This window comes from Pantoea hericii (assembly GCF_014155795.1).
GTDB lineage: Bacteria > Pseudomonadota > Gammaproteobacteria > Enterobacterales > Enterobacteriaceae > Pantoea > Pantoea eucalypti.
This window is the reverse complement of the sequence record NZ_SCKV01000006.1, coordinates 77,851-89,913: the sequence shown is the minus strand read 5'-3', so window position 1 is coordinate 89,913 and position 12,063 is coordinate 77,851. Positions and strand designations below refer to the sequence as shown.

General features: G+C 54.4%; 9 protein-coding genes. 7 read left to right on the top strand and 2 right to left on the bottom strand.

The genetic code is table 11. The features are described from left to right. Positions 1-75 precede the first annotated feature (75 nt). Positions 76-1,056, bottom strand: coding sequence for a glycosyltransferase family 2 protein (locus tag H7K52_RS14325; RefSeq protein ID WP_008925865.1), 981 nt, complete (start codon positions 1,054-1,056; stop codon positions 76-78). 749 nt (positions 1,057-1,805) lie between these two features. On the opposite strand from H7K52_RS14325, the gene ssuE reads away from it, so the two are divergent. Genes ssuE through ssuB form a run of 5 tightly spaced genes read left to right on the top strand, consistent with a single transcriptional unit; the run spans position 1,806 to position 6,070 of the window. Next, positions 1,806-2,357, top strand: coding sequence for an NADPH-dependent FMN reductase (ssuE, locus tag H7K52_RS14320; protein WP_008925864.1), 552 nt, complete (start codon positions 1,806-1,808; stop codon positions 2,355-2,357). A gap of 11 nt (positions 2,358-2,368) precedes the next feature. Further along, the gene (locus tag H7K52_RS14315) at positions 2,369-3,322 is read left to right on the top strand and encodes a sulfonate ABC transporter substrate-binding protein (protein ID WP_039660948.1); all 954 of its coding nucleotides are present in this window, start codon (positions 2,369-2,371) and stop codon (positions 3,320-3,322) included. 12 nt (positions 3,323-3,334) lie between these two features. Beyond that, on the top strand, positions 3,335-4,483 hold the full coding sequence (gene ssuD / locus H7K52_RS14310; RefSeq protein ID WP_039660947.1) for an FMNH2-dependent alkanesulfonate monooxygenase: 1,149 nt from the start codon (positions 3,335-3,337) through the stop codon (positions 4,481-4,483). A gap of 10 nt (positions 4,484-4,493) precedes the next feature. Continuing rightward, on the top strand, positions 4,494-5,285 hold the full coding sequence (gene ssuC / locus H7K52_RS14305; RefSeq protein WP_008925861.1) for an aliphatic sulfonate ABC transporter permease SsuC: 792 nt from the start codon (positions 4,494-4,496) through the stop codon (positions 5,283-5,285). After that, positions 5,282-6,070, top strand: coding sequence for an aliphatic sulfonates ABC transporter ATP-binding protein (gene ssuB, locus H7K52_RS14300; protein WP_182630161.1), 789 nt, complete (start codon positions 5,282-5,284; stop codon positions 6,068-6,070). Before ssuC ends, ssuB begins: the two co-directional genes overlap by 4 nt. A gap of 73 nt (positions 6,071-6,143) precedes the next feature. Here ssuB and pepN read toward each other — a convergent pair whose 3' ends face one another. Further along, on the bottom strand, positions 6,144-8,759 hold the full coding sequence (gene pepN, locus H7K52_RS14295; protein ID WP_182630160.1) for an aminopeptidase N: 2,616 nt from the start codon (positions 8,757-8,759) through the stop codon (positions 6,144-6,146). Positions 8,760-9,002: 243 nt separating this feature from the next. On the opposite strand from pepN, the gene pncB reads away from it, so the two are divergent. After that, positions 9,003-10,208, top strand: coding sequence for a nicotinate phosphoribosyltransferase (gene pncB / locus H7K52_RS14290; protein ID WP_008925858.1), 1,206 nt, complete (start codon positions 9,003-9,005; stop codon positions 10,206-10,208). A gap of 156 nt (positions 10,209-10,364) precedes the next feature. Then, on the top strand, positions 10,365-11,765 hold the full coding sequence (gene asnS, locus H7K52_RS14285; RefSeq protein WP_008925857.1) for an asparagine--tRNA ligase: 1,401 nt from the start codon (positions 10,365-10,367) through the stop codon (positions 11,763-11,765). The last annotated feature ends 298 nt before the right edge of the window (positions 11,766-12,063 follow it).

Here is a 12,063-nt window from a genome sequence, read left to right as displayed (position 1 = left end):
TGTCTCACCTTCTCATTTCGCTAAGGCATAAACAATATCGCTTCACATTTTTCAGAATCAGGCTGTTTTTTGTGATCAGGCCGCGTTTTTCAACTCTTTTTTGACTTTGTAATGCTGCAGCGCAATAAACAGTTCAGGACGATTAAACAATAACCGCTCTTTAAAGCTCTCTGCTTTTACATTACGTCCCAAAAAGCGAATAGCATTCAGCACATATTCAGGAACAGGTGTTCGATTGTAGAGCGATAAATAGATCATCAGACGAAACGAGTGAACTAAATAGGCTTTTTCCAGGGTGTCACGCCATGCTGATTTAACCATCGATCCGGTTAACGTGTTGTAGGCGTGCATAAAAGCGTCATAGCGCTGATGGAAAAACTCATTACTTTTAGTACTGTTGGTCAGTGAACCGTTACGAATACGCTGTTTATAATAGACCTGATGACTGACCCAGGCCTGCTGACTTTTCATAAAACAGGAAAGGGTAAAATTGTGGTCTTCATGAACACGTTTAACAAAGCGCAATTTATGCTGCTCAATAACGCGTTTGCTGATGACATAACTCCAGGCCGCCGAGGTATAGCTGCCATTACGCAGCAGCGCCAGCAGGACCTCCTGTGGCTTTTGCTGGCCAAAGAGTTCGTGCCTCACTTTTGGTGAAGTGATGTCAATCTGACCATCGCGGAATACACACGATTTAAAACAGAACAGGTCCGTTTCAGGATGCGTTTCCGCCACCCTGGCCAGCTCGGCCACCAGGCCGTCCGCCACGACGTCGTCCGGATCACAGAAAAAGAGAAACTGTCCCTTCGCCTGTGCAATGCCCACATCCCGGGCCTGACCGGCGCCTCCATTTTCAGTGGTAATTATTTTCACCTGAGGAAGATGCGCATAATTCTGTTCAAGTAAGGCTAATGTTCCATCGGTGGAACCATCATTCACAATGAGTATTTCATTGGGCGCTTTAACCTGACGTAATAATGAATCGACGCACTCCACAATATATTTTTCAACATTGTAAGTTGGAATAATTACAGATAATAGAGTGTCAGACATAGGCAATTCTCTGCTGTTAGAAAAAAGACAATACGCGTCACCTGCCAGATGCAGGTCCTGACCAGAGGCGAAACGTCGAAAAGAGTAATGCGCTATTATTATGATAGCTTTCATTTGGCCTGATTATCTTAAACCGGTAATGCGAATAAAGACCAGTCGTAAAAATTATCTTAACGTTTCCTGTGAAAATCACTGTTAATGAAAGTGCATCTATAGTCCGCGTAAATGTTAAAACCGTTGATGATCGATTTAAAATAGCCCGGCAAAGCAGACGTAACCATGTTCAGTAATGTGTAAGAGAACATCTGTAATAGTGAATAACTTCACCATTACTTCATTTTCATTGCAGTTTTCTTTCTGCGATTAATCTTAGCTTCAGGCAGGGGCTTCCGCAGACAGGCAGATTCTGTGCCGCTCAGAGGGGCTGTTATGCTCACCGCTTCGCTTTAACGCTGTATGATTCTCAGGAAGATTGATTAAGCAATCAGACGAAAACGATTTTTTTCAGCACCCTCCCCCGTTTTGACCATCTCGTATCAAACTCCTTAATCAATTCACCGCCTGCCGGAACCTAAATTAAGAATTATCGGAAGCTTATGCGTTCCCTTCTGCAGCGGCGTCTTCTATTTGCATTTTTCACCCTTACTTTGCCGGATAAATCATTTAAGCCCACTCCGTAGCTCTGACAGTATGAAGCCATTAGTTCTCAACTTTAGATAATCAATAACTTTTAGTTATAAGGAGTGATGATGCGCGTTATTACGCTGGCTGGCAGCCCACGATTTCCTTCCCGCTCGACTTCATTACTGACGCTGTGTCAGCACAAGCTGGAAGCGCGTGGCATTGAAGTCATTCCCTGGAATATTCACAACTTTCAGCCTGACGATCTGATCAATGCACGTTTTGATGCACCCGCACTCCTGGCCCTCCGTGAAGACCTCGCGTCTGCTGATGGCCTGATCGTGGCGACACCTGTTTATAAGGCGTCCTTTTCAGGCGCGCTGAAAACCCTGCTCGATTTGCTACCTGAACGTGCACTCGAGCACAAGGTTGTGTTGCCGCTGGCCAGCGGCGGCAGTGTCGGCCACATGCTGGCGCTGGATTACGCCCTGAAACCGGTTCTTAACGCCTTAAAGGCGCAGGAGATCCTGCACGGTGTTTATGCCGAGGACAGCCAGATTACCCACTACGATCGTCAGCCGGTTTTACAGGATTCACTGTCACAGCGTCTGGATGAAGCCGTCACTGCGTTCTGGCTGGCGCTGACCCGTCACCACCACCCCGTTGCACAAGCGGTATAAGGAAGAGTTCGATGAAGCAAATAGTTGGAAAGTGGCTGGTGGCAGGCCTTTTACTCATCGCCCCTCTGGTTCAGGCCGCCGAATCCGATCCGGCTGAGATTCGTATCGGCTATCAGAAAGGTTCAGTCAGCATGGTGCTGGCAAAATCACATCAGTTACTGGAGAAGCGTTTTCCCCATACTCAGATTAAGTGGATCGAGTTTCCGGCGGGTCCACAAATGCTGGAAGCGCTGAACATCAACAGTATTGACCTCGGCAGCACCGGTGACCTTCCGCCATTGTTTGCCCAGGCCGCTGGCGCGGATCTGCTTTATGTCGGCTCCGAGCCGCCAAAGCCCAAAGCAGAAGTGATTCTGGTCCCAAAAGAGAGTCCTCTGAAACAGGTCGCAGACCTGAAAGGGAAAAAGGTCGCGTTCCAGAAAGGCTCCAGCTCGCACAATTTACTGCTTCGCGCCTTACAGCAGGCGGGCCTGAGTTTTAAAGATATTACACCGGTTTATCTGACACCCGCCGATGCGCGCGCCGCCTTCCAGCAGGGAGATGTTGATGCCTGGGCAATCTGGGACCCCTACTACTCCTCGGTGCTGTTGCAGGGTCATTCGCGTCTGCTGACTGATGGCAGCGCACTTAATCTGACTGGCTCATTCTATTTAGCGACCCGCAGCTATGCCGAAGCCCATGGCGCCTTTATCCAGCAGGTTCTCGATACCTTTAGCGCGGCCGATGCGCTGACAATCAGCCAGCGTCAGCAGAGCACCACACTGCTGGCGCAGGCAATGGGTCTGCCTGAGCCGGTTATCGCCAGCTATCTCAGCCATCGGCCACCAACCCGGATTTCACCAGTGAGCGCTGAAACCGCTGCGGCTCAGCAGCGCACCGCTGACCTGTTCTATGCCAATCATCTGTTGCCCGTAAAAGTGACGATTCAGGATCGCATCTGGCAACCGCATACCGTAACGCAATAAGGAGCAACAATAATGAGCGTATCCATTTTCTGGTTTCTGCCGACGCATGGCGACGGCCACTATCTTGGTACTGCCGAAGGGGCGCGACCGGTTGATCACGCCTATCTGCAACAGGTGGCACAGGCCGCCGACCGCCTCGGCTTCGGTGGCGTATTAATCCCGACCGGCCGTTCATGCGAAGATGCCTGGCTGGTTGCCGCCTCGCTGATTCCGGTCACTCAGCGTCTGCGCTTCCTGGTGGCGCTGCGCCCCGGCGTGATTTCACCGACTCAGGCGGCGCGTCAGGCTGCCACTCTGGATCGGCTCTCCAATGGCCGCGCGCTGTTCAATCTGGTGACCGGCGGCGATCCGGAAGAGCTGGCGGGCGACGGTGTGTTCCTGGATCACCGTGAGCGTTACGCAGAGTCTGCCGAGTTTACCCGTGTCTGGCGTCGGGTGCTGGAAGGCGAAACCGTCGATTATGAAGGCAGGCACGTGAAGGTTCGCGGCGCGCGTCTGATGTTTAAACCGGTACAACAGCCTCGTCCTCCCCTCTGGTTCGGTGGCTCTTCTGAACCGGCCCAGGAGCTGGCGGCCGAACAGGTCGATGTTTATCTCACCTGGGGTGAGCCGCCTGCACAGGTCAAAGAGAAGATTGACCAGGTGCGCGCCAAAGCCGCTGCTCAGGGACGCACCGTACGCTTCGGCATCCGTCTGCATGTGATTGTGCGTGAAACCAATGAAGAAGCCTGGCAGGCCGCTGACCGGCTGATTGCCAATGTCGATGACGCCACTATCGCGAAAGCACAGGCAGCGTTCCAGCGGGCAGATTCTGTGGGTCAGCGCCGGATGGCCGCCCTGCACGGCGGTCGACGCGACAAGCTCGAAATCAGCCCGAACCTGTGGGCCGGCGTGGGCCTGGTGCGCAGCGGAGCCGGTACGGCGCTGGTCGGCGATGGTCCGACGGTTGCCGCACGTATCAGGGAGTATGAAGCGCTGGGCATCGAGACCTTTATCCTGTCGGGGTATCCGCATCTGGAAGAGGCGTATCGCGTTGGCGAACTGCTGTTCCCGCATCTGGATCTGCAGGTTCCCCTGGTGCCTCAGCCGCGGGTGGTTCAGGCGCACGGTGAAGCGGTCGCCAACGATTTTACCCCTGAGAAAAAAGTCGCCCGGGGCTGAGGAGAGCATGATGGCCAGAACCCGAAAACGCCTTGCTGATACGTTGCTACCCTGGCTCCTGCCAACGCTGCTGGTCGTGGTGTGGCAGATAGCCTCACAGACCGGCTGGTTATCAAACCGCATTCTGCCCGCACCGGAGAAGATCGTGACCACCTTCTGGCAGCTGACCGCCAGCGGTGAACTCTGGCAGCACCTGGCGATCAGCAGCTGGCGGGCGCTGATCGGCTTCAGCATCGGTGGATCTCTCGGCCTGCTGCTGGGCTTGATCACGGGCACCTCAAAAACCGGTGAGCGGTTGCTGGATACCTCGCTGCAGATGCTGCGTAATGTGCCGCATCTGGCACTGATCCCGCTGGTGATCCTCTGGTTCGGCATTGATGAATCCGCCAAAATCTTTCTGGTGGCGCTGGGCACGCTGTTCCCGATCTACCTGAATACTTATCATGGCATCCGCAACATTGATCGCGGGCTGGTTGAGATGGCCCGCAGCTATGGCCTCTCCGGCTGGAGCCTGTTTATTCAGGTGATCCTGCCCGGTGCGCTGCCCAATATTATGGTCGGCGTACGGTTCGCGCTGGGTCTGATGTGGCTGACGCTGATTGTCGCCGAGACTATCTCCGCCAGTTCTGGCATCGGCTATCTGGCGATGAATGCGCGTGAATTCCTGCAGACCGATGTGGTGGTGGTGGCCATTATTCTCTACGCCCTGCTCGGCAAACTGGCGGATGTCGCCGCGTTGTTACTGGAACGTGTCTGGCTGCGCTGGCATCCCGCTTACCAACTGAAGGAGGAGAACGCATGAGCCAGACTTTCTCACCGGCCCGCCTCAACACCGGTACGCCGGTTGGCGTCAACGGCGTCAGCAAACAGTATGGCAGTCGCACCATACTCAATAAGATCGACCTGCATATTCCTTCAGGTCAGTTTGTGGCGGTAGTGGGTCGCAGCGGCTGTGGCAAAAGCACTCTGCTGCGTCTGCTGGCGGGACTTGAACAGAGTTCCAGCGGTGAACTGCTGTCGGGCAATGCGCCGCTGCAGTCAGCGCGAGAAGATACCCGCCTGATGTTTCAGGATGCGCGACTGCTGCCGTGGAAAAAAGTGATCGATAACGTCGGTCTGGGCCTGCGCGGACGCGAATGGCGCAGCGCGGCAATGGATGCCCTGGCGGCGGTAGGACTGGCCGATCGGGCCAGTGAGTGGCCGGCTGCACTCTCTGGCGGTCAGAAACAGCGCGTGGCACTGGCCAGGGCGCTGATCCATCGACCGGGTTTGCTGCTGCTGGATGAACCGCTGGGCGCACTGGATGCCCTGACGCGCATTGAAATGCAGGGATTGATTGAGTCACTGTGGCAACAGCATCATTTTACTGTGTTGCTGGTCACACATGATGTCAGTGAAGCGGTGGCAATGGCGGATCGCGTGCTGTTGATTGAAGAGGGCGAGATCGGTCTGGATCTGCTGGTGGACCTGCCCCGTCCGCGGCGTCGTGGATCTGCGCGGCTGGCCGAACTGGAAGCGGAGGTACTGGATCGGGTGATGCAGCGCACGGAACGACCGCAGCCCGTCCGTTACGCGCAGCAGCGCTGAAATAAAAAACGCCTGATGCAGAGCATCAGGCGTTTTAACAGCATAGCGTGTCAACCTATGCCAGGACGGGTCATCAGGCGTTCAGTGCCCGGGTAATTTTCTCGTAAAGATCACCAGAGAGCTTATCCAGCTGCAGCAACTGCTCAAGCGCCTGGCGCATCATCGCCTGACGGTCTTCGTCATAACGTTTCAGACGAATCAGCGGTTCTACCATTCGCGCCGCGACCTGCGGATTACGGGTGTTCAGGTCGGTAAGCATCTCCACCAGGAACTTATAACCGCTGCCATCTTTCGCATGGAACGCGGCCGGGTTAGCCGAGGCAAAGGCCCCCACCAGCGAGCGAACGCGGTTCGGGTTACTCATGGTAAAGGAGCGATGAGTCAGAAGCTGACGCACATTACGCATCACGTTGGCAGCCGGACTGGTGGCCTGCAGAACAAACCATTTGTCCATCACCAGACCATCCTGATGCCAGCGCTCATCGTAGGCCGCCAGCAGCGCATCACGGCACGGCAACTGAGCCGCCACAGCCGCGGAAAGCGCCGCCAGCGCATCCGTCATGTTGGTCGCCTGGTGGTACTGCGTCTGTACCAGCTTGTCTGCCAACTGCGCATCGCTAAAGGCAAGATAGGTCAGGCAGGTATTTTTCAGGCTGCGCTGACCAATCGCATCATGCTCCACGCGGTATTCAGGCTGCTGATTGGCGTTGTAGATGGCAAAAAACTCATCGGCCAGTTCGCGGGCCAGCGTGCGTTGCAGAGCGTCACGCACCAGCGCAATCGCCTGCGGATCGATGGTATCGAACAGCTCGGCAATCTCATTTTCCGACGGCAGGGTCAGGATCAGCGCCGTCAGGGCCGGATCGCAGTCGGTATCCAGTAATACTGCACGGAAGGCGTCGGCGACATGCAGCGGCAGCGACAGATGCTGACCCTGCTGATAGCGTGCAACGTTCAGACGGATGTAGGTCGCCAGCAGGCTCTGCGCCGCATCCCAGCGGGAGAAGTCGTTGCGGGCATGGCGCATCAGGAAGGTGAGCTGCGCATCACTCCATTTATAATCGAGTTTCACTGGCGCAGAGAATTCGCGCAGCAGTGACGGCACCGGCTGGAAGTAGACGTTATCGAAAATAAAGGTCTGGAACTCTTCGGTGACATTCAGCACATGGTGCATCGGATGGCCGTTGTTCTGTAGCGGGATCACCTTGCCTTCACCGTCATAGAGTTCAATATCCAGCGGGATATGCAGGGGCAGCTTCTCTTTCTGATCGGCGGTCGCTGGCGTGTGCTGCGTGACGTGTAGCGTGTACTGCTCCAGTTCCGGATTGTAATCGTCGCGCACCGTCAGTACCGGCGTACCGGACTGGCTGTACCAGCGGCGGAACTGCGACAGATCGACGTTTGAGGCATCTTCCATCGCCTGCACAAAATCATCACAGGTGGCGGCGCTGCCGTCATGACGATCAAAGTAGAGCTTCATGCCTTTCTGGAAATTCTCTTCACCCAGCAGGGTATGCATCATACGGATCACTTCTGACCCTTTCTCATACACCGTCAGGGTGTAGAAGTTGTTCATCTCAATAACCTGATCCGGACGGATCGGGTGTGCCATTGGGCTGGCATCTTCGGCGAACTGCGCCCCACGCACGATACGCACATTATCGATGCGGTTCACGGCACGTGAACCCAGATCAGAGCTGAACTCCTGATCGCGGAACACGGTCAGTCCCTCTTTCAGGCTGAGCTGGAACCAGTCGCGGCAGGTCACGCGGTTGCCCGTCCAGTTGTGGAAATATTCGTGGCCGATAACGGCTTCAATACCCAGATAATCTTTGTCGGTCGCCGTTTCCGCTTTCGCCAGTACATATTTGGCGTTGAAGACGTTCAGGCCTTTATTCTCCATTGCGCCCATATTGAAGAAGTCCACCGCCACGATCATAAAGATGTCGAGGTCATACTCCAGGCCGAAACGCTCTTCATCCCACTTCATGCTGTTTTTCAGCGAGGTCATCGCCCAGTCGGCACGGTCGAGATTACCGCGATCGACGAAGATCTCCAGCGCCACATCACGGCCTGAACGGGTGGTAAAACTGTCACGCAACACGTCGAAATCGCCTGCCACCAGCGCAAACAGGTAACACGGTTTCGGGAACGGATCTTCCCACTTCACCCAGCTGCGGCCCTGCTCATCCCGGCCGCTGTCAATGCGGTTACCGTTGGAGAGCAGGAATGGATAGCGTTCACCGTCGGCATAAATGGTGGTGGTAAAGCGCGCCAGCACATCCGGTCGATCGAGGTACCAGGTAATATGGCGGAAGCCTTCAGCTTCACATTGGGTGCAGAGCGCCTCGCCCGATTTGTACAACCCTTCCAGCGCGGTGTTCTGATCCGGATGAATATCATTGATGATTTTCAGGGTGAAGCTTTCCGGCAGCTGGCCGATCACCAGTGCGCCCTCTTCTTCACGGTAAGCCGTCCAGGGTTGCCCGTCGATCTCCAGCGCAATCAGCGTTAACGCTTCGCCGTCCAGTCGCAGCTCAGCCTGGCTGTCGCCCAGTCGTTTAACCTGGCTGATGGCCGTAACACGGGTGGTGGACGCATCCAGTTCAAAGGTTAAATCGATATCGGTGATGGTGTAATCAGGCGCACGATAATCGTGGCGATACTTGATTTGGGGCTGTTGCGTCATATTGCGTCTCGCGTTGTTATAAGTTTACCGGCAAAGTCTAAGCTTGTTACTACAAGCTTGCCACGCACAATGCACCTAAAAGGTGAAATGGCTACAGTTTGTTAACAAAGGCACAGATTGGCCTCGACCCACCCGACTGAAATATGCTGTGATCGGGTTCAGATAGTGAATTATACTTTCGCGTCTTTATGACTGTGTACAACACCGGGCTCTGCGCCACCGAACAGGATGCTGAAACGCGCCATGACAGGACATGCTTCCCCGATACTGACCTCGCTGCTGGATACGGACGCCTATAAGCTCCATATGCAGCAGGCCGTTTTCCACCGCTATCATGACGTAACGGTGGCGGCGGAGTTTCGCTGCCGCGGCGACGAACTGCTGGGTCTCTACGCTGACGAAATTCGTGACGCGATAACCGCTATGCAACACCTGGCGCTGACTGATGATGAAGCGACCTGGCTGTCTCACCTCCCCTTCTTCCAGCAGGATTACCTCAGCTGGTTACGCCAGTTCCGCTATAACCCGGATCAGGTTGAGGTGCGCAATCACCATGGCAAACTGGATATCCGTATTCAGGGGCCGTGGCGGGAAGTCATTATGTGGGAGGTGCCGCTGCTGGCGCTAATCAGCGAGATTGTGCATCGTCATCGCACACCGCAGGTCACCACCCAGCAGGCAATTGACCATTTACACCAGAAACTCGGCGACTTTAAGACGCAGGTAGCTGATCTGGATATGTCACGCTTCCGCCTGATGGATTTCGGCACCCGTCGTCGCTACTCGCAGGATGTGCAGCAGTCGATCGTCTCAACGCTGAAACAGGATTTCCCGTGGCTGATTGGCACCAGTAACTATGATCTGGCGCGCCGTCTGTCACTGACGCCGGTCGGGACGCAGGCACATGAGTGGTTCCAGGCCTTCCAGCAGATCAGCCCGGTCCTTGCTAATAGCCAGCGCGCGGCGCTGCAGGCGTGGCTCGATGAGTATGACGATCAACTGGGCATTGCGCTGACCGATTGTATTGCCATGGACGCCTTCCTGCGCGATTTCGGTCCGTTGTTTGCCCGTCGCTATCAGGGACTGCGCCATGACTCCGGCGATCCGGTTGAATGGGGCGAGAAAGCCCTTGCCCACTATCAGAGCCTGGGTATCGATCCGCAAAGCAAACACCTGGTCTTTTCTGACAACTTAAACCTCGACAAAGCCCTGGCGTTATACCGCCACTTTGGCCAGCGGACGAATGTCGTGTTCGGTATCGGTACCCGCCTGACCTGCGACATTCCGGGCGTAACGCCACTGAATATCGTTATCAAGCTGGTGCAGTGCAATGGTAAACCGGTGGCAAAACTCTCAGACAGCCCCGGCAAAACTATCTGTCAGGATAAAGCCTTTGTAAAAGCCCTGCGAAAAGCCTTTGATTTGCCGCTGGTGAAAAAAGCGAGTTAATCCTCTTCTTATCGGGGCGTTGATGCGCCCCGCCTCTGCTGTAATAAATCTGCATTCCCCCTGAATTTTGCTTGTTTCCTGAAGACTCGCAAGTAACATAGCAAAACCCCGGATGGGGCAACTTTTAACTCACTTCTTCTATATAGAGAGATATTTATGAGCGTAGTGCCTGTAGCGGACGTACTGCACGGTCGCGTCGCGGTTGACAGTGAAGTCACCGTACGTGGTTGGGTGCGTACCCGAAGAGATTCCAAAGCCGGTCTTTCCTTCATCGCTGTCTATGACGGCTCCTGCTTTAATCCCGTTCAGGCTGTCGTCAATAATTCTCTGAATAATTATCAGGATGAAGTGCTGCGTCTGACCACCGGCTGTTCCGTTATCGTCACCGGTAAAGTGGTGGCATCGCCGGGTCAGGGCCAGGCGTTTGAGATTCAGGCAACCAGCCTGGAAGTGGTGGGCTGGGTGGAAGATCCGGACAGCTATCCGATGGCGGCGAAACGTCACAGCATTGAGTATCTGCGTGAAGTGGCGCACCTGCGTCCACGCACCAACCTGATTGGTGCAGTGGCCCGCGTTCGCCATACCCTGGCGCAGGCACTGCATCGCTTCTTCCATGAAAATGGCTATTTCTGGGTCTCCACCCCGCTGATTACCGCCTCCGACACCGAAGGTGCAGGTGAAATGTTCCGTGTCTCTACGCTGGATATGGAAAACCTGCCGCGCAACGATCAGGGCAAAGTCGATTTCAGCGAAGATTTCTTTGGCAAAGAAGCTTTCCTGACCGTTTCCGGTCAGCTGAACGGTGAAACCTATGCCAGCGCCCTGTCGAAGATCTACACCTTTGGCCCGACGTTTCGCGCAGAGAACTCCAACACCAGCCGTCATCTGGCAGAATTCTGGATGCTGGAGCCGGAAATTGCGTTTGCGACACTGGATGATGCCGCCGCACTGGCCGAGTCAATGCTGAAGTATGTGTTCAATGCGGTGCTGGAAGAGCGCGCCGATGACATGGCCTTCTTCGCTGAGCGCGTCGATAAAGAAGCTGTAGAACGCCTCCAGCGTTTCATTACCACTGATTTTGCCCAGGTCGACTACACCGACGCGGTTGAAATCCTGATGAATTGCGGTCAGACCTTCGAAAACCCGGTTTCCTGGGGAATCGACCTCTCTTCTGAGCATGAGCGTTACCTGGCAGAGAAACATTTTAAAGCGCCAGTGGTGGTGAAAAACTATCCGAAAGACATTAAAGCGTTCTATATGCGTCTGAACGACGATGGCAAAACCGTGGCGGCAATGGATGTCCTGGCGCCTGGCATTGGTGAGATCATCGGTGGTTCACAGCGTGAAGAGCGTCTGGATGTGCTGGATGCACGACTCGAAGAGATGGGTCTGAATAAAGAAGATTACTGGTGGTATCGTGATCTGCGTCGCTACGGTACCGTGCCACATTCTGGATTTGGTTTGGGCTTTGAACGTTTAATCGCCTATGTCACTGGCGTACAAAATGTAAGGGATGTTATCCCCTTCCCGCGCACGCCACGCAACGCGAGTTTCTGATTTCGGCATTAAATATAAGAAATTCATATATATAACGAGGTCGGCACTGCCGGCCTTTTTTTATTTTTGTAAATTTTGAGTTCACTCACAAAGTTCCGTGTTTTTTACATTTTGTAATACATATTTTCCTGCTGAAACAAGATTACGAGTTTAGTAGCATTTAAGCGCTAGAATTACGGCGGGTGGGATGGAAAGATGCGTGCAGACACAGGAAGACACCAAACTTCGTTAAGGGTTCTGTAAAGATTTCCTGACGGCAGTGGCAGGTGTACAAATAACTCCAATGAGGGTAATGAAT